We start from the raw sequence: 18,802 nt of genomic DNA, 5'->3' as shown, positions 1-18,802 counted from the left end.
CTGCTTGATGGCCGACTTTGATCTGGGGCTAGTCTGGTTTCGACGAGACCTGCGCGTAGCAGACCATGCTGCACTCTATCACGCACTAACACGCTGTCGCCGGGTGCTGTGCGCCTTCGTTTTCGACAGCGAAATTCTCTCTCCTTTGCCTCAAAACGATCGTCGCGTGCCGTTTATTCATGCCAGCCTGATCGAACTCGATAAAACCCTGCGCGACGCGGGCGGCGCACTGATGGTGCGGCACGGTCTGCCGTCGCACGAGATTCCCGCGCTCGCCCGCGACTGCGGCGTTGACGCGGTGTTCACGAATCGCGACTACGAGCCGTCTGCGAAGGCGCGGGACGAGGATATCGGGGGGAAACTGGCCAGCGCGGACGTGGCGTTTTTCACGTTCAAGGACCAGGTTATCTTTCATGAGAATGACGTGCTCACGGGTGCGGGCAAGCCCTACACCGTGTTTACGCCCTATAAGCGCAACTGGCTCGCGTCACTGACGCCCGATGCGTTGAAGCCGTATGCGTCGGAAGAAAACCTCGCTGCTTTGGCGCGGCCGCCGGCTGGCGTGAAGCACGGGATTCCGTCGCTGGAATCGCTCGGTTTCAGCGCCGCGCACGCGCCCGCGTTGCCGGCCGGATCGAGCGGCGCGTACCAGCTCTTCGATGACTTCCGCGACCGCATGGTCGATTACGACCGGACCCGCGACTTTCCTTCGGTCAAAGGTCCGAGCTATCTCAGCGTGCATGCGCGACACGGCACCATCTCGATTCGCGCGTTGGCCCGTACCGCGCACGACGCTCAGCGTCACGGCAATCAGGGCGCGCAAACGTGGCTGTCAGAATTGATCTGGCGCGACTTTTATTTTTCAGTGCTGCACCATTTTCCGCATGTTGGCGTCCCGGGCGACCACAAGGCGTTCAGGCCGGAATACGACCGTATCGAGTGGGAAACGGGAGACACCGCCGATGCCAATTTCGCCGCGTGGTGCGAAGGCCGGACGGGTTATCCGCTAGTCGATGCCGCCATGCGCCAGATGAATCAGTCGGGTTATATGCATAACCGGCTGCGGATGGTCGTGGCGAGTTTTCTCACAAAAGACCTCGGGCTTGACTGGCGGCGCGGGGAGCGGTATTTCGAGTCGATGCTAAACGACTTCGAGCTGTCATCGAATAATGGCGGGTGGCAGTGGGCATCGTCGAGCGGTTGCGACGCGCAGCCGTATTTCCGCATTTTCAATCCGGTCACGCAGTCGGAGAAATTCGATACCCACGGCAAGTTCATTCGTCATTACGTGCCGGAACTTGCCGCGTTGTCGGATAAAGACATCCACGCGCCGTGGAAAGCGAAACCGGATGCGTTGAAGGTCGCGAAGATTTCGCTGGGCGCTGAATACCCCATGCCGGTCATCAATCACGATACGGCGCGCAAAATCACACTGGCGCGGTACGCCACGGTCAAGTAGCGCAATTTACGCATGGGTTCTGTGGCTAAGGCGCTCTTGAACAAACCCTATCGCGTGACGGCCATGCCCCGTTCAATCATCGCGGTCAGCGCTGCAACAGACGCGCCGCCCTCCGACGGTGCAATTCCCGCCGCAGCCTGATGCAACATCGCGCCAAGCGCCTGGGCCGCGCGCTCGGGAATCGCGGCATCGAGCGGCGAGCCCTCCGGCGTCGTCTGTGCCTCGTACGCAATCCGCCGCCACGCGAGCCCGAGCGTGTCGGCAAGCAACGCGACATGACCCAACCCCAACGCACACGCCGCCGCACCCAGCCGATACGCCGCGTCGGCTGCCTTGAGCGCAGCCGGTACGGCGATGCGGCCAGCCTCCCGCGCCGACATCCCGTGCTCGATCAACGCGCCGATCGCCGGCTCGGCACTTGTCAGAAAGTCTTCGTACGCAAGGGCGTTCACGCGCAATACGCCCAGATCGCGAGTGGACGCGTCACGCGCCTGCTCCGCATTGCGCTCCCACGCGTCCTCGGACGCCTGCGACGCCGCGACGTGCCAGTCCACGGTCAAGCCGTAATCGCGCAACACATCGACCTGGACGGAATCCTCCGCCGACGCGCCATATAACGCGTAATCGCGCCACAACAGCGCCAGCGCGGCGCGCACCAGCGACTTGGGCGCATGCGACAAACCGTGCGCCTGATCGGCCAGAACGAGGTTGAAGCGAGCGTACAGGCGACGCGCGTCGGCGGCCGTGTCGGGATCGGGCTGCAAACGCAACGCTTCGATAACCGCGCCCGCCAGACGCCAGAAATCGTAGGGATCCGGACCGGCGAGATCGGCTAAACAGGCGTCGAGGATAGAAACAATTTCGGCCTCGCCCTTCAGCTCGCCGGCCTTCGAACGCAGCAGCATCAGCAACGCCCGTTCATAGTGCGCCCGCACGCGAGCGAGGCGTTCGGAGGAAATGGAGCGCAGCGTGGCCGGCGCAATGGCACGGCCGGCGAGCGCGAGGTCATCGAAGGAAACGGGCGCGGCGCGGGTATGCGCGGCCATCAGCGCATGCAGCCCGCGATAATGCTCGAACAGCAGCGTGGAACAGGCGAGCTCGCGCAGATTGCGGCGCTCCACCGCCGCGCTGAAATCACGCAACGCTTCAGCGAACTGGTTGCGATTTTTTTCACTCAGGCCGGCCAGCGGCGACACCATCACCAAGGTCTCGCCGAACCGTTGCGCCGGCAGCCAGCCCGCCGAGTGCAACGCGCCAATCCCGCGGCGCAGGACGCCGAGCGTGTCGCCGTCGCGCACGAATGCGTGCAGCGCGTCAGTCAGCGCCATCTCCGCAATCCGCACGGCGCCCCCGCGCGGATTGGGCAATGCCTGGAACGTGTTGCTCAAGCCGGATTGAGTTGTCATGGAACGCTCACGAGCCGATGCACGGCGCTACGCCATGCATCGGATGGATCTTGATCGAACCCGGGCGCATTTTCGCCGATGCATGCCGCCGCATCCCCTCTGGCGATAAAACCCGGACACACGCCGGAAGAGTCGAGTCGGGTCGAGCCAACTCGCTGGCCGAGCGTTCCTGCTCACTGGTCTAACTGTGGTCTAACCTGACCATCATGCGGGCCCCGAACCACCAAGCGCACCTCACGCTTATTGCCCACACGTAAACAAGACGCGCCGCATGAAGGCATCCCATCCATGCGGCGCGGTTTTTCCTTGCGACATCCGAGCCTTTGCTCAGATCTGGACCATTTCGAAGTCTTCCTTGCGTGCGCCGCATTCGGGACACGTCCAGTTAATTGGAACGTCTTCCCAGCGAGTACCCGGCGCAATTCCTTCCTCGGGCAGTCCCGCTTCTTCGTCATAAATCCAGCCACAAATCAGGCACATCCAGCTTCTGTATTCCATACTTATGTCGCGTCGGGCAATCGGTTAAATGAGTGCATGATGGTACCGGTTTGGCGGCGCGATGCCTAGCAATGCGGCAGCGCTGGCCGATCGGCCGGGATTCGGACGGCTTTCGGGTTTCGTTGTGGGGTTTCATTGAATCCCTCCCGGCACCGCCACGCGGCCGTTACACAGCGCGCGACGCCCTTCCAGCAAGTATCGGTCCTTCGTTGCACCGGTTCCCGCACAATGATTCATCCGGCTTTGGTACGAAAAAAAGCCCATCTCATGTGTCCACGTGACTTTAGGCCGCATAATCGTGCCGTTTGCGCCGGCTCCTTGTCCGGCCGCTTGAATAGCCGATAGATTTGAACAAACGAATAATCCGATGCCCAGCGACACCCCTCCTATTGTTCTAACCTTTGGCCTGTCCGATCCCACGGGCGGCTCCGGCCTGCAGGCAGACCTGCTGACACTCGCCAGCATGGGCTGTCACGGACTCACTGTCCTGACCGGCTACACCGTGCGCGACTCGGCGACCTGCGACGAAGTCACCGGGCTCGACCCCGACACCGTCGGCACTCAGGCCCGCATGTTGCTGGAAGATATGCCTGTGGCGGCCTTCAAGATCGGCGCGGCGACGCGCGCGGAAGTGGTCAGCGCAATTGCAGAAGTGGTCGCCGACTACGACGACGTGCCGCTGATCCTCGCACCCGACTTCACGCTCGACGACGAACACGTGCTGGCGGCGGACGAATTGCGCGAATCGATAGCGGATTTGCTGGTGCCGCAAACCACCATGCTCGTGGCCGATCACGCCACGCTCCTGCAGCTCGCGCAGCCCGATGGCGACGCCGAAGCGCCCACGCTCGACGCCGCGATCTCGCATTTGCTGTCGCAGGGCTGCGAGTACATCCTGGCGACGGAAACGGGCACGCATCGGCATGTGAACACGCTTTACAGTGAGGAAGGCCAGATCAGGCAGGACACGTGGGACCGTACCGAGCACCGCATGATGGGCATTACCGACACGCTCGGGTCTGCCATCGCCGCGTTGCTCGCTAACGGGCAGGAACCCGCGGAAGCCGCGCGCGAAGCACAGGAATATGTGTTCCAGGCGACCCGCGCTGCGTTCAGGCCCGGCATGGGCGCTTATTTGCCGGACCGGTTTTTCTGGGCGCGTTCGAACGATGACGACGAGACACCGCCCGTGGTTATAGATGCACAACCCGATGCACCACCCGTTACACCGGGCGAAGCCCGCCACTGACACTTTCCTGGAGCGAAACTGACACATGCCGCTGCGCAAAACATCGCTCCACCCACTCAAGCACAGTCCCGGCCTCGTGCGGGTCGGCTGCGCTGGCTGGGGCATCACGGACGCAGTCGCGGAACACTTCCCCGGCGACGGTACTCACCTCGCCCGTTATTCGCAGGTGCTGACCTGCGTTGAAATCAACTCCAGCTTTTATCGGCCGCATCGGGCGGAAACGTATGCACGCTGGCGCGATAGCGTGCCCAGTACGTTTCGCTTTTCCGTGAAAATCCCGAAGGCCATTACGCACGACGCGCGTCTCGTGAGTTGCGAAACGCTGCTCGACACCTTCCTCGAAGCCGCGACTGAACTGGGCAGTACGCTCGGTTGCTGGCTTGTGCAACTACCGCCCAGCCTCGCGTTCGACCCCGACGTGGCCAAGTCGTTTTTTACATCGATGCGTGAACGCACGGACATTCCGATCGCGCTGGAAGCACGGCACGAGAGCTGGTTCGCGAAAGACGCGGCCACGTTGCTCAAGTCGAAACAGATTGCCTACGTCGATGCCGATCCACAACCCGATGACTGTTTCATCGCGCATCGGGCGGATACGTCGCTGGTGTATTTCCGGCTACATGGCTCGCCGGAGATGTACCAGTCATCGTACGAATATCCCTACCTCGATTCCCTCGCGCTCACGCTCCATGATCGGGCGAAAAAAGCGCACGAGGTTTGGTGCATCTTCGACAACACCGCCGCCGGCCACGCCCAGTTCAACGCGCTGCGTGTGAAAAGCCGCAAGGCATTGAACGCGCGTCCGAAACGGGTTGCCGTCAGGGAGAAAGCTGATGCTTGAGTGCAGAAAATGGCTGGTTGCACGGGTGATTGCCGGGGCGCTGGTGGCCGTCAGTTCCGCTGCGGCGTTCGCGCAGACGGCTCCGGCTCCGGCTCCTGCTGAAAACACGAATTCGAACGCTACGCCCGTCGGCGATGGCACCTTTCTGCTGACCATTTTCCTGAAGCATGATGAGTCGAAGACGCTGCCGAAGATCAACGAACAATTGAAGGAGCAAGGCTTTTTCAAGGCGTTTCCGCCGCCGGGCGTTCAGGTGGTTTCGTGGTACGTGATGATGGGCATCGGTCAGGTGGTCACGCTGCGTGTCCCCGCCGATAAATTGCGTGACGTGAATCGCGCAATCGAAAATACCGCGTGGGGTGGTTACCGGACCGAGTTCTATCCGACCTACGACTACAAGGCGGCCGCCGAACAGATGCGAGCAGAGAACAACAAGTAGCCGGCAGTTTCTTGAGCCGATAAAAAAACCCGCATCGTTGCCGATGCGGGTTTTTTCTTTGGCAACCCGGGCTCCCGAAGAAACCCGCGCTGCCCTGTAATTCAGGCCAGGCCCGAAATTACATGTCCATGCCCATACCGCCCATACCGCCGGGCATACCGCCGCCCATCGGAGCATCTTCCTTCGGCAGTTCCGACACAGCGCAGTCGGTCGTCAGCAGCAGACCTGCCACCGATGCCGCGTTTTGCAATGCCGTACGCGTCACCTTGGTCGGGTCCACAACACCGGCTTCCACCAGGTCGACGTACTCGCCCGTTTGCGCGTTGTAGCCGAAGTTGCCCGTACCGGCTGCAACTGCTGCCACCACGACGCTGGCTTCTTCGCCACCGTTCGTGACGATCTGGCGAAGCGGCTCTTCCATCGCGCGCAGCACGATCTTGATGCCGGCGTCCTGATCAGCGTTGTCGCCCTTCAGGTCCTTCAGTGCCAGACGAGCGCGGATCAGCGCAACGCCGCCGCCAGCCACGATGCCTTCTTCCACAGCTGCGCGCGTTGCGTGCAGTGCGTCTTCAACGCGTGCCTTCTTTTCCTTCATTTCGACTTCGGTAGCAGCGCCAACCTTGATCACTGCAACGCCGCCAGCCAGCTTGGCGACACGTTCTTGCAGCTTTTCACGGTCGTAGTCCGACGTCGCTTCTTCGATTTGCGTGCGAACTTGCTTCACGCGCGCTTCGATGTTTGCAGCTTCGCCAGCGCCGTCGATGATCGTGGTGTTTTCCTTCGCCACTTCGATGCGCTTTGCCGAACCCAGCTCAGCCAGCGTAGCCTTTTCCAGCGTCAGGCCGGTTTCTTCAGCAATCACTTGACCACCGGTCAGGATCGCGATGTCTTCCAGCATGGCCTTACGACGATCGCCAAAGCCCGGAGCCTTCACAGCAACGGTCTTCAAGATGCCGCGGATGTTGTTCACAACCAGCGTAGCCAGCGCTTCGCCTTCGACATCTTCAGCGATGATCAGCAGCGGACGGCCAGCCTTCGCAACTTGTTCCAGGATCGGGAGCAGGTCACGAATGTTCGACACCTTCTTGTCGTGCAGCAGCACGAACGGGTTTTCGAGGATCGCGACTTGCTTTTCCGGCGTGTTGATGAAATACGGCGACAGGTAACCGCGGTCGAATTGCATACCTTCAACCACGTCCAGCTCGTCTTCCAGCGACTTGCCGTCTTCAACCGTGATCACGCCTTCCTTGCCGACCTTGTCCATTGCTTCAGCAATACGGTCACCAATCGACGTGTCGCTGTTAGCCGAAATCGCGCCAACCTGAGCGATTTCCTTGTTCGTCGTGCAAGGCTTGCTGATCTTGCGCAGTTCTTCGATAGCAGCCGAAACTGCCTTGTCGATACCGCGCTTCAGGTCCATCGGGTTCATGCCCGATGCAACGTACTTCATGCCTTCGCGAACGATCGACTGAGCCAGGACCGTAGCCGTGGTCGTGCCGTCGCCTGCGTTGTCGCTGGTGCGGGAAGCAACTTCCTTCACCATTTGCGCGCCCATGTTCTGCAGGCGGTCTTTCAGTTCGATTTCTTTAGCGACCGAAACACCGTCTTTCGTGACCGTCGGGCCGCCGAAGCTGCGTTCCAGAACCACGTTACGACCCTTCGGGCCCAGCGTGACCTTGACCGCGTTGGCCAGGATGTTCACGCCTTCAACCATCTTTGCACGGGCGATATCGCCAAATACGACTTCTTTAGCTGCCATATTCAAACTCCTTGATTCGTTTCAGTTTTCTGGCTTTCGATCAGGGCGGACGAGAATCGCTTGAGCGGTTCGATCGTCCGGCCGGAAAGCCAAATGGGCTTGAAGGTGATTACTTGACCAGAACGGCCATGATGTCTTCTTCGCGCATCACGAGCAGTTCATTGCCGTCGACCTTGACGGTCTGACCAGCGTATTTACCGAACAGCACGCGGTCGCCCACTTTGACGTCGAGGGCGTTTTGCGTACCCTTGTCATCGCGCTTGCCCGGGCCGACGGCCAGGATTTCGCCTTGATCCGGCTTTTCAGCTGCAGCGTCGGGGATGATGAGGCCCGAGGCAGTCTTGGTTTCCTGATCCAGACGTTTGACGATGACGCGATCGTGCAAAGGACGAAGGTTCATACACACTCCTCTCTAACTGAGACTATAAAAACGCGGGAAACCCGTCCGACGACCTACAAAGCCACCGGGCGGAAAACTGTTAGCACTCTCGTGCAGTGAGTGCCAAGTATATGGCACACCGATCGGTAATTTCAAGAAGGGATATCGGCAAGGGACGAGAAATAGATGTCGAAGCAGATCTGAATGAGAGGTTGGGTCTCTCCAGCTTCCGTTCGTTCGTGTCGAGCAAATTGGTTTTAAGTGGAAAAAAGCTCAATGAAACAATAGCTTACGACTTATGTAGTCACCGGTTGCCAAGGGATGGCAAATTCTTTGTCAGGTCGCGGGCGTAGCCCAGTCTTCGATGCGCAAGCCGGGCACTCGTTTGAACTCGCGAACGTTGTTCGTCACCAGCACTGTGCCGGCGGCCAGAGCGTGGCCGGCGATAGCGGCATCGTTATCGCCGATGGGCGTTCCATAGCTTGCCAGCGCGATTCGCACGCGTGTCGTCTCGTCTACGGCCGCAGTGTCCCAAGGCAGGATGCCGTCCAGCCGCGCGACAAAGGTCGATACAAGTCCAGCATGTTTGGGCGATGCCTTTTTGTCGATCGACCCGAAACGCATTTCCGCGTAGGTGATGGCTGAAATGACAATGCGCTGCTGGGCATCGACGCAAGCCTGCAATTTCTCCAGGACTTCAGTTGGGCGCTCGCGCATGATGAAGGAGCAGATGTTCGAGTGGAGCAAATAGAGTTGCGTCATTGGCCTGGCTTTCCCGAGCTTTCGTCGGTGCCGGAAAGATCGAAGCAGCCCGTCTGGACAACGCCAGGACGCTCCGCGAGAAAATCTGCACCGGCGGCCGGCTCGTGCCCGAACGAAATCCAGTTTGGCCGCACCGGGCGCAGCAGGATGGTGTCCCCTTCGCGCTGAATCTCTAACTCAGCCACTCCCTCGAACTGCATGTCCTTAGGAATCTCGACGGCCTGGCTTGCCTCGTCCTTGAAAATGAATACGGTACGCATGAAAAGCCTCCGGAAAAACGGGAAGTACGCGTTGGATTCTATGCGTATGCTGAAACGTGTCGGGCAAGTCAAATCGAGAGCTCAGCCCATGACGCTGAAGGTGTTAGAGCGCTTCGGGAGACGCGCAGGCACCGAAAGACGCCGCTCGAAAAGCCGGAACCGTGAATCGAAGCTCCCCCTAAATTTCTCGCTTTTTACGTCCAACCGCGCGGCGCACTACAATCTAGGCCGCCGAAGTCCTTCGTTTCATCCAGCCGCCGTCATGCAAAACCCGCTTTCCCGACTTTCGCTCGCCCTGCCCCTGCTCGCCCTCGCCGCTTGTGGCGGCAAGGCCGCGCCCACACCCAGCTATCAGGCCGAAATGTTCTTGACGGGCGCGAGTCCGTTCACCCGCAACTACGACGCCACCAGTCAGGAAACCTGCGAAGCCTCGCGCCGCGCGTTGTTGAGCCAGGGTTACGTGACGACCATGCCGCAGCCTGATACCGTCGATGCCACCAAGAACTTCCAGCCCGCGGCGGACACGCACGTGGTGGTGTCGTTTCATGTGGTCTGCACGGCGGGCGAGAACGCGAGCAATACGAGCATCGCGTATGTGAATGCCGTGCAGGACGGTTATACGCTGAAGAAAAGCGATACCTCGGCCAGTGTGGGTTTGAGCGTGCTCGGTTCGCTCTCGCTGCCGATCCGCTCGAACAGCGACTCGATGGTGAAAATCTCCAGCGAAACCGTGCCGGCAGGCAAGTTCTACGATCGCTTTTTTAGTCTGGTCGAGCACTATTTGAAGACCGTGCCACGCAGTTCGCCGATTCCTGGCGAGAATGTCAGCAGTCAGGCGCTTGCGCCATCGCTGATCCTGAATTCGCCGGACCTCACGCCAACACCCATCGTCGTGCAGACGCCAGCCGCGAGTGCGGCCGCTCGCGCGGAGTTGAACGCCAGTGCGGCTAGCCCTGCGCCAACGGCGAGTGCGGTTTCAGCCGCCAGCGCCAGCGCTACGGCGGTGACGGTAGCTGCCCCGGCTTCGGCGCCGGTTTCCGCATCGGCGACCACGCCTTAAGCGCTCGAACGCAGTTGCCGCCAGGGCCTTCCCGCTGCAGCCAATTTACGCACCGATAGTCGCCACGTAATCAATCGAAGATAGCGGCTTATCCAATACTTGCTGTCGGCAACACGCCAACCGCCGCCAGTTTCTGCGGCCGCGCTTCGACAAATCGCAAATTGCGCCCCGTCCCCATCAGATACCGTCGCCGGCCAGCCATTGACCGGCGAGATGAAGCCCCAGCTTCAATTCGGCACATTCACCCCGCCACCGCCGAACGTGATTGCGTTCGACCCGGGCGAGGCGGAAATCGCCGGTAAATTGCTCACCGATAAAGCCGGCGCCGCTCCCGCCGTACCGCCTCGCGGCACCGTATGCACAACCTGCGACGGCGGCAAAGGCGCCCCGTTCTTCAAATGCGCCCACATCAGGTTCAGCGCCTGAAGGTTGTAGTACTGCAGCGGCACGAAGCGCGTATCGAAGCCCGCGACGCTCAGGAACGCATCGAAATGCTGGCCGTTCGTCACCTCGTAAAACGACAAATTGCTTGAATTGCCCTCGGCCAGCTTGTTCATCGCCGCGTACGGGCGCGACGCGTGGTTGATCGGCACAAGCGTATCCGAGCGCCCCTGCACGATGATCGCCGGCTTCCCGTGCAGATTCGCATTCACCCGGATCGCATTGACATTCGCCGTCATCCGCGCGTCGCCGTTCGTCCACAAGCCGCGCAGACAAAACGCGCCGGCGAAACTTGCGTCGGCGCTAGCGAATCGATGGTCCGCCGCGCCCGAATTTCCCGCGTTGTAGACGAGATTGATACCGTTGGTCGGCGGCACGCCATTGCCGTTGCCGAACACGGTAGACATCGGCGATACGAGCTGGCTGACTCCAGCCGCCCCCGTCACGGCATTGGTCGTGCCGAAACTGAAGTTGCACAGGTTATCGGCGACGCTCGACTGCGTGTATGCGTTGGCATACGTCACGGCAACCGCCGGCACGGCCTGCGAATCCCACATCGGCGCCTGCAGGAAGTCGGAGTCTGTCTGATAACCGGCCTGATGCAGTTGGGCAAGGGCATTGGTGGCTTGGCTGATCACATCGCCGCCGGTAATCACGCCGTTCACTGCCAGCGACGCGCAGCGCGCCGCCCGGATCGACGCGGTCGTGGCCACGGGCAACGCCGTGAGATAAGGCGCGCCCGCTGCGGCCGGCGCCAGTGCCGCGCACGGCTGCAGCAGGTTCGCGAGCGTCATGTAGTCGGCGAGCGGCCGGCCGAACGACGCCACCGGCACGCCGCCCTGCCTCACCGAAACCTGCGACGGAACGTTCAGGTTGATCTGCGGCTCACCCACGACCACCGCCGTGATCCATCCCTGCGTGTCCTGCTCGGCGGCCGCGAGCGACGCGCCGCCGCCATTGCTCACCGACGCCGCGATGGTCGTCACATCCCCGCGGTTATAGCGGGTCTTGCGCGTGGTGCCGTCGAGCGGGCCGTAGGTATCGTTGAGCGCCCAGTACGCGAACTGGATTGCCTGCAGCGTATTCGTGCCCCAGCTTTTCTCCGGATTCTGCTGCGAGTGCGCGTGTTTGAACGCGTAGCGATTCGGGAATTGCCCGTTGAACGTGGCAAGATTAGTGCTCCCGAGGTTCGCCGTGAACACGCTGGTCTTGCCGGCAGCCGCGGCGTTCAACAACGTGCCGTCGATAAGCGTAATCGTGTTCGACGCCAGTTCGTGCGCGCCGTTGCCGCTGCCTTTATCGGTGTAAGCGACCGCGCAGCCGCGTTTCAAACCCCATTCCCCCGCCGCCGATATCGCCCCGTACACGCCGCGCGACCCGGACGAAGTGGCCGTGACAATGCACGGCTGGTCGGGGTTGAAACTCGCCGGGATCTGCACGAGCAAACTCACGTTGAGCGTACCGCTGCCGTCGTCGGCGAAAGCCAGATATTCCTTGCCGGCGATCATCCCCTCGCCGAGCGTGTCGTTGCCGTTCAGGTCGACGTTCGGCCCCCAGAAGCGCCCGTAGCCGCCATTGGTGGACATATCGACGAGCGCGCGATAGTTCGAGTAGATCGCGAGACGGCGCAATTCAGCGGCGCTCGGCGCGGCCGCGTTGGCAATGGCCGGCGGCGTTGCCGATGCCAGCCCGTCCTTGCCCAGGCCCCGCTGTCAGCAGGTCATCGGTCGTGCCGTCATAGGTTTGCGTGCGCACGCTGCCGGCGATGAAGTTCGGCAGCGCATTGTTCTGCGAACCATTGCCACTGCCATTGCCGTCATCGTTGCCGTGACAGGCCGCGAGGCCGAACGCCACCATTGCCAGGGCAAGCGCCGTGACTCCCGGGAATCGCTTCATCGTCGCTCTCCACCATGTTGTTTTTATCCGGCGTACTTCTTTCGATGCGCGTCGCGAACCTGGCTCCTGCTTTCAACCAGGAAGCGTGCGCCCATAGCCTGGTCCCATAACGCATAACGGGTTCCGGCGCAAAGCACCGGAACCCGTTATTCAAACCACTGGACGAAACCGCGTCACACGCTGCAAAAACGCTGCAACGACGCACCGCAGTCCAAGGCTCAGGAAAGCATCAGCCTCCACCGTTCGGTTCAGCCAGCGTGAGCTTGTTCGAGACGGAAGTCACACCGCTCACGCCCTTCGCCACTTCTTCAGCCTTCGGGATTTGCGCGCCGTCCGGCACCGTACCCGTCAGCACGACTGCACCGCCGCGTGCGCGCACGAAGATGTTCGACACGTCGATGCCCTGTGCCTTACTCAATGCACGCCGCACATCGAGGCCGAGCTTGCGGTTGACCTTCTTGGTGGTCTTGGCCGACGGTGCCGTCGTGGCCGTGGCATCACTTGATTGAGCATAGGCGCTCGACGCCACTGCGACGCACACCACGACGCTCAGCGCCTTCAACATATCGACTACTTTCATGACTTCTCCTTTTGTTTCGCTTTGGACTTCGCAAAGTGTTGCTCTTGTACTTCTTTGGACCGCATCAACCCAGCGGCTTGGCTACGACATCTTGCGGCCTGACTGTACGAACGGCGACCCGACGATCGACGCGCATACGACACAAACAGACCGGCGATGCTGGCGACACGGTGTTGCGAGAGACTGGCGAAAAAACAAATGTCCGGCCTTTCTTGTAAGGGCGTCATGACCGTTGGCTCAAGGACATAAGCTGCTGCACATCATGCGACGCTGCCGGTTCTGCTCGGAGCATTTCTCCGAATGCCGGTTAGGCGGCGCGGATGCTGGTTCTACGGCGGCGAACGTCAATTTAATCCAGCCTCGCGAGAAGCGCAAAGCATTTAACACGATGAAGTGCGCACTCGACCGTAGTTGTGGTTATTGTCATACCGGCTTAGGGCCTGCCTGTGATCCAACAGCACGGGCGTTCATGTACCATCGGCGAAAATTGCGACAGCGCATGGGCAATGAATGTAACAACAGACGTTTCAACATATTGGCACAGGCATGTTTTACTGCCGGGATTGAATGAAAAGGCTTAATGCGGACAAGGAGAGGTATTTTTAACCATCCCAGATTTGTTTGTTGAATAAGCAGGTGCGAGGGTTTTCCCTTTCCCTTTCTTCTTTCGATCCCGTTTATAAAATTCGCTGCTTTAATGGCTTTGCGGTTTTGCGTCAACGCAGGTCCCCGCCCCACCGAACCCGACAATGACTCAAACTCCCGGCCAAGAACCTCCCGCTCAGGAAACCCCGAAGAAAACCCGCACCCGGCGCATGGCGCCGACAATGGCACGTTTCGTCGCAATTTCCTGGCGCGACCTCGCGATATCGTTCGGACCAATCCTGCTGATCAGCGCCGCCGCGATCTATCTCGCCGTGCGCCTGATCCAGCCCGCGCCGCCCAATACGCTGACGATGTCGGCGGGACCACAGGGCAGTTCGTTCTGGAACGACGCGCAGCAGTACAAAAGGATCCTCGCGCGCAACGGTGTCACGCTGAACGTACTGGAGTCGCAGGGTTCGCTCGATAACCTGCAAAAGCTCGAAGATCCGAAGGTGAACGTCGATGTCGGTTTCGTTCAGGGCGGCATGTCGGCGCCCGGCACGCCGGATAAGCATGAAAATCTGGTCTCACTCGGCAGCGTGGCGTATGTGCCGCTGGCGGTGTTTTATCGGGGACCGCTGCTGACGCGGCTTTCAGAATTGAAGGGGAAGCGGCTCGCCATCAGCACCGAAGGCAGCGGCACGCGTGCGCTCGCGCTGGCGGTGCTGAAGGCGAATGGCATCGAGCCGGGCGGCAACACCGAATTGCTGCCGCTGAGCGGCGACGCCGCGGCCAGCGCACTGACGGACGGGAGTATCGACGCCGCGTTTCTCACCGGGGACTCCGCGCAGCCGCCGACCATGGGCAAGCTGTTTCGCACGCCCGGCGTTCGTTTCCTCGACTTCACCCAGGCCGACGCCTACGCGCGGCGCTTTCCGTATCTGAAGGTGATCGTCCTGCCGATGGGCGCCTTCGATCTGGCGAAGAACGTGCCGCCGCAACCTTTCCATCTGATTGCGCCGACAGCCGAGCTGATCGCCCGCGACGGACTGCATCCGGCGCTGTCCGATTTGCTGATCGAAGCCGCGAAAGAGGTGCACGGACGCGCGAACCTGTTGCAGACGGCCAACGAATTCCCCGCGCCGCTGCAACACGAATTTCGGATCAGCGACGACGCCGAGCGTTACTACAAGTCGGGTAAAAGCTTCCTGTACCGGACGCTGCCGTTCTGGATCGCGAGTCTTGCCGATCGCGTGATCGTGCTGCTGGTGCCGATTATCGTGGTGCTGATTCCGGGTTTTCGGCTCGTGCCGGGACTGTACAGATGGCGGATCAAATCTCGGATCTACAAGATCTACGGCGCGCTGATCGGCATTGAACGCGAGGCCATGAGCGACCCCGAACCAGCTCAGCGCGAGGCGCTGATCGAACGGGTGGACGGCATCGAGAACGCGGTCAACCAGATGAAAATGCCGCTCGCCTACGCGGACCAGTTCTACGTGCTGCGCGAGCATATCGGCTTCGTGCGGCAGCGGCTGACCATGGCGCAGGCCGCCGCACTTGACGCGCAGGGAGACAGCGTTCAGCACACCACGTAATATCGAAAGAAGAAACGACGGTAACCGGCGTGACGGCTACCGCGACGAGCAACGCACCAGGGAGATTCATATGAGCGCCTCGGCTTCCATCGATCCGCATCAGCCGTACTTTTTTTTCGATTTCAACTCTCCCTTTTCGTATCTGCTGCTCGAACAGCATGAAAAGTGGCCGAACATGCCGTTCGAAGTGTTGCCCATCGACTATTTGAAGCTCCTCAAGCACTGGGGCCAGCCGATGCCGGGCAACATCCCGTCAAAGCGCGTGTTTATGTATCGATACGCGCTCTTTCGCGCCGAACAACTGGGTATTCCGTTCAAAATGCCGCCGTCGCATCCCTTCGATTCCAGCAAGGCGCTGCGCCTTGCCGTGGCATCGGGCGGGGAAATTGGATGTATCCGCGAGATTTTCCGGTTCATCTGGAAGGATGGCCGCGATCCGTCGAGCGAGCAGGGATTCGACGATCTGTGCCGCCACGTGGGCCTGCCCGACGGCGCGAAAATGATCGAGCTCGAGGACGTCAAGGCGACATTGCGGGCGAATGTCGAGCGCGCGGTGGAACTCGGCGTGTTCGGTGTGCCGACGTTCGTGGTGAACCAGCAATTGTTCTGGGGCGAAGACACGCTGCCGATGGTGCTTTACGTCGCGCGTTCACCGAACTGGCTCGATGGCAAGGAAGTACGGCGAATCAGCAATTTGCCGAGGACGGCGCCGGAAGTGTGACGCGGCGCGGTATGAGGATCGTCACGTTCGGCCCGCGCTGGTTGACGGTCGGCCCCTTTTCGGAAGTGTGAAGCGGCGGGGGATGAGAATCGTCAGGTTCGGCGGGTTCCGCAGGTTCGGCCCGCGCGGGTTAGCGGTCGGCCCCTATTCCATCCATAGCATGCACGCTATGGCGTGCGCGTTCGGTCGGGCTTAACGTAGTGCACGCTCGATCGGGCGCGCATTACGCCTGATTGTCCCGCCATGAATTGCTACGCAACACCCAGCCCCAAGGGTCCGCCCGAAGACCGCGCTCTATGACTGATCCCATTGATCCCGCCGATTACGCCAGCTCCGCCGCCGATTCCCTCGACATCTGGCTGATCCGCGTGCTGCAAACACTGCTGACCGAGCGCAGCGTCACGCAGGCCGCGCTGCGCCTGGGGCAGACGCAACCCGCCATCAGCACGGCGCTGCGGCGGCTGCGCGAACTGCTGCGCGACCCCATTCTCGTGCGCGGCAAGCAGGGCATGGTGCCGACCGAGTACGGCGCGTCGCTGCTGCCGGCTGTGCAGCGCACGTTGCGCGAGGTCGAGTTTGTCGCCACGCCGCATGGCGCCTTCGATCCCAGCACGTCACGGCGCACCTTCCGGGTCGCCGCGCCGGATTACCTGAACGACTTTTTCATGCCGACGATGATTCGCGCATTCCGCGTGGCGGCGCCGAATGCGCGGCTGGAGATCGAATCGCTGACGCCGACGCTTGATCACGAACGTGCGCTCGATGACGGCGATCTCGACCTGGTCGTCGGTAACTGGGAGAATCCCGAGCCGCGTTTTGCCCGCCGCGATCTCTTCACCGACAGCTTCGTGTGCCTCATGCGCCGCGGCCATCCGCTCGCACGCGAACCGCTGACAACGGCTCGCTATGCGCTCGCGGCGCATCTCGCGCCGACCACGTATAGCGGTGTGAAGCGTCATCCTATCGATATAGGCCTGGCGGGCGCAGGCATCCGTCGACGCATTGTCACGACCATTCCGTACTTCGGGCTCGTGCCGCAAGTGCTGCTGCAATCCGACCTGATCTTCACCGCTACGCGACGCTTCGCGCTGCATTACGCCGCGCTGTTGCCGCTGGTGGTCATGGAGTCGCCGATCGAGTTTCCGCCTATCGAAAGTTATCTGATGTCCTTGCCCGAGGTCAGCCGCCCCACCGACCTGGCCTGGTTGCAGGCGCTGATGGCCGATGTCTCCAGGGAGTTGACCGGGCAGTCCGCAGGCCTGGAAAACCGGTAAGACCTTCCCACTCCACGGCCGGTCACGGGCCAGATGCAAATTCTTCGTCCGCAACGAAAATTCTGCAAACTCTTCCCCGACAAGGCTTTTCGCTATTCTGCGTATCCTGAAAAAGCATCTGGCGGGCCACGTTTGCGCCTAAGCTATGGGAGAATCACGCCTCTTCAGCGATATCAACCCCGCAATTACCCCAATGTCCACCGAAGCCCCGCTGTCCCGACGCGCCGATCTAGCCATTACCGGGCGAATCGTCTCGGTCGTCACGTTCACGTTCATTTGTTATTTGACCATTGGCATCCCGCTCGCGGTGCTGCCTGGTTTCGTGCATACGGATCTCGGCTATGGATCGGTGATGGCAGGCGTGGCAATCAGCGTCCAGTACTTCGCAACCCTCGCCTCGCGGCCGCTCGCCGGGCGCACGGCGGACACCATCGGGCCGAAGCAGACCGTGCTGTACGGGCTGACCGCCTGCGCGATCAGCGGCGTGCTGCTGCTCAGCGCGGCGCTCGCGTCGCAATGGCATTCGGTGAGCCTGGGGCTGTTAATTATCGGCCGTCTTGTGCTTGGCTTTGGCGAAAGCTGGGTCGGAACCGGTGCGATCACGTGGGGTATCGGACGGGTTGGCGCCGCCGGCAGCGGGCGCGTGATCTCGTGGAACGGCATTGCCACGTATGGCGCGCTGGCCGTTGGCGCCCCGCTTGGCGTGGCGATGGAGCGCTCGATCGGATTTGCGTCGCTGGGCGCGCTGGTGATTGCGCTGGGCGGCCTCGGCTATTGGCTTGCCACGCGCATGGCGGCTGTTCCGATCGTGCATGGCGAGCGCATGTCGTATCGCAGCGTGTTCTTTCGCGTGCTGCCGCACGGCATGGGTCTCGCGCTGGGATCGGCGGGATTTGGGTCGATCGCCACGTTCATTACGCTCTTTTATGCCGCGCATAACTGGCCGGACGCAGCGCTTTCGCTGACCGTGTTCGGCACGATGTTCGTCGGCTCGCGGCTGTTGTTTGCCAACACCATCAAGGTTTTTGGCGGCTTTCGCGTGGCTATTGTGTCGTTTGCGTTCGAATGTGTCGGCTTGCTGATGCTCTGGCTTGCGGCCGATCCCGCCTTTGCGCTTGCGGGTGCCGCGCTGACCGGATTTGGTTTTGCGTTGATCTTTCCTGCGCTCGGGGTTGAGGCGGTCGGGCTCGTGCCGCCGGCTAGTCGTGGCGCGGCATTGTCGGCGTATTCGGTGTTTTTGGATTTGTCGCTGGGCGTGACGGGGCCGCTGGCCGGGTATATCGCCGGGGAGTTTGGGTTCAGCTCCGTGTATCTGTTTGCTGCGGTTGCATCGGCGGCGGGGGTGGCGCTCACCATCGCGTTGTATGTGCGCACAGGGCGCGGGGTTGGGGGAGCGGCTACGGCGTAGGAGGTTGGGGGGGTTTGGGCGTCGGGGGGCTAGGTTCCAGGGTTAGCGGTTGGGGTCTATGCCGGGTTGGTGCTTTCGGCCGTAGCGGTCGGGGGTCAATGCCGGGTTGCTGCTTTCGGCCTTAGCGGCCTGCGAGAGTCGGATTTTCTCTTTATCACTATTAGCCACTGTGCGTGGCGGCACGTCA

At 61.2% G+C, this 18,802-nt stretch carries 16 protein-coding genes and 1 pseudogene; 9 read left to right on the top strand and 8 right to left on the bottom strand.

What is annotated here, in order from left to right:
* The first annotated feature begins 7 nt into the window (after positions 1–7).
* Positions 8–1,459 carry a deoxyribodipyrimidine photo-lyase gene (locus HB376_RS28345; protein ID WP_213767033.1) on the top strand — a complete coding sequence of 484 codons (1,452 nt, stop codon included), beginning with the start codon at positions 8–10 and terminating at the stop codon, positions 1,457–1,459.
* Positions 1,460–1,506: 47 nt separating this feature from the next.
* Here HB376_RS28345 and HB376_RS28340 read toward each other — a convergent pair whose 3' ends face one another.
* Both HB376_RS28340 and HB376_RS28335 read right to left on the bottom strand, forming a co-directional pair.
* The gene (locus HB376_RS28340) at positions 1,507–2,865 is read right to left on the bottom strand and encodes a hypothetical protein (protein WP_213767032.1); all 1,359 of its coding nucleotides are present in this window, start codon (positions 2,863–2,865) and stop codon (positions 1,507–1,509) included.
* Positions 2,866–3,192: 327 nt separating this feature from the next.
* Positions 3,193–3,363, bottom strand: coding sequence for a rubredoxin (locus tag HB376_RS28335; RefSeq protein ID WP_025527884.1), 171 nt, complete (start codon positions 3,361–3,363; stop codon positions 3,193–3,195).
* A 367-nt stretch (positions 3,364–3,730) separates the two neighbouring features.
* Here HB376_RS28335 and HB376_RS28330 point away from each other — a divergent pair, with 367 nt between their 5' ends.
* Genes HB376_RS28330 through HB376_RS28320 form a run of 3 tightly spaced genes read left to right on the top strand, consistent with a single transcriptional unit; the run spans position 3,731 to position 5,892 of the window.
* Positions 3,731–4,612, top strand: a complete 882-nt coding sequence (locus HB376_RS28330; RefSeq protein ID WP_213767031.1) for a hydroxymethylpyrimidine/phosphomethylpyrimidine kinase — start codon at positions 3,731–3,733, stop codon at positions 4,610–4,612.
* 25 nt (positions 4,613–4,637) lie between these two features.
* Positions 4,638–5,453 carry a DUF72 domain-containing protein gene (locus HB376_RS28325; protein WP_213767030.1) on the top strand — a complete coding sequence of 272 codons (816 nt, stop codon included), beginning with the start codon at positions 4,638–4,640 and terminating at the stop codon, positions 5,451–5,453.
* Entirely contained in the window at positions 5,446–5,892 is a 447-nt protein-coding gene (locus tag HB376_RS28320) for a hypothetical protein (RefSeq protein WP_218627408.1), read from the top strand. Before HB376_RS28325 ends, HB376_RS28320 begins: the two co-directional genes overlap by 8 nt.
* 118 nt (positions 5,893–6,010) lie before the next feature.
* On the opposite strand, the gene groL is transcribed toward HB376_RS28320, so the two are convergent.
* The 4 genes from groL to vapB all read right to left on the bottom strand — a co-directional run bounded on the left by groL (position 6,011) and on the right by vapB (position 9,052).
* Positions 6,011–7,651, bottom strand: a complete 1,641-nt coding sequence (groL, locus tag HB376_RS28315) for a chaperonin GroEL (RefSeq protein WP_213767029.1) — start codon at positions 7,649–7,651, stop codon at positions 6,011–6,013.
* Between the two features lie 109 nt (positions 7,652–7,760).
* Entirely contained in the window at positions 7,761–8,051 is a 291-nt protein-coding gene (locus tag HB376_RS28310; RefSeq protein ID WP_031362728.1) for a co-chaperone GroES, read from the bottom strand.
* Positions 8,052–8,366: 315 nt separating this feature from the next.
* Positions 8,367–8,792: a type II toxin-antitoxin system VapC family toxin gene (locus tag HB376_RS28305; RefSeq protein ID WP_213767028.1), complete on the bottom strand. Its 426-nt coding sequence runs from the start codon at positions 8,790–8,792 to the stop codon at positions 8,367–8,369.
* Entirely contained in the window at positions 8,789–9,052 is a 264-nt protein-coding gene (vapB, locus tag HB376_RS28300; protein WP_213767027.1) for a type II toxin-antitoxin system VapB family antitoxin, read from the bottom strand. The genes HB376_RS28305 and vapB overlap by 4 nt, the downstream gene beginning before the upstream one ends.
* A 262-nt stretch (positions 9,053–9,314) precedes the next feature.
* Between vapB and HB376_RS28295 the strand changes: the two genes are divergently transcribed.
* Positions 9,315–10,112 (top strand): DUF2242 domain-containing protein, encoded by a 798-nt coding sequence (locus HB376_RS28295; RefSeq protein WP_213767026.1) that lies wholly within the window; start codon positions 9,315–9,317, stop codon positions 10,110–10,112.
* Between the two features lie 227 nt (positions 10,113–10,339).
* Here the strand turns inward: HB376_RS28295 and HB376_RS28290 are convergent.
* Positions 10,340–12,449: pseudogene (locus HB376_RS28290) on the bottom strand (D-(-)-3-hydroxybutyrate oligomer hydrolase).
* Positions 12,450–12,678: 229 nt separating this feature from the next.
* Positions 12,679–13,029, bottom strand: coding sequence for a BON domain-containing protein (locus tag HB376_RS28285; RefSeq protein ID WP_213767025.1), 351 nt, complete (start codon positions 13,027–13,029; stop codon positions 12,679–12,681).
* Between the two features lie 827 nt (positions 13,030–13,856).
* Here HB376_RS28285 and HB376_RS28280 point away from each other — a divergent pair.
* The 4 genes from HB376_RS28280 to HB376_RS28265 all read left to right on the top strand — a co-directional run bounded on the left by HB376_RS28280 (position 13,857) and on the right by HB376_RS28265 (position 18,615).
* Positions 13,857–15,212: a TAXI family TRAP transporter solute-binding subunit gene (locus HB376_RS28280; protein WP_255631619.1), complete on the top strand. Its 1,356-nt coding sequence runs from the start codon at positions 13,857–13,859 to the stop codon at positions 15,210–15,212.
* Between the two features lie 70 nt (positions 15,213–15,282).
* The gene (locus tag HB376_RS28275) at positions 15,283–15,933 is read left to right on the top strand and encodes a 2-hydroxychromene-2-carboxylate isomerase (protein ID WP_213767023.1); all 651 of its coding nucleotides are present in this window, start codon (positions 15,283–15,285) and stop codon (positions 15,931–15,933) included.
* Between the two features lie 296 nt (positions 15,934–16,229).
* A complete protein-coding gene (locus tag HB376_RS28270; protein ID WP_213767022.1) occupies positions 16,230–17,207 on the top strand; it encodes a LysR family transcriptional regulator in 978 nt (325 codons plus the stop codon).
* Positions 17,208–17,400: 193 nt separating this feature from the next.
* Positions 17,401–18,615, top strand: a complete 1,215-nt coding sequence (locus HB376_RS28265) for an MFS transporter (RefSeq protein ID WP_213767021.1) — start codon at positions 17,401–17,403, stop codon at positions 18,613–18,615.
* The last annotated feature ends 187 nt before the right edge of the window (positions 18,616–18,802 follow it).

Source organism: Caballeronia sp. dw_19 (genome assembly GCF_018449515.1).
GTDB lineage: Bacteria > Pseudomonadota > Gammaproteobacteria > Burkholderiales > Burkholderiaceae > Caballeronia.
Note: the sequence above shows the minus strand (reverse complement) of the source record. Positions and strands in the feature narration are given on the sequence as shown.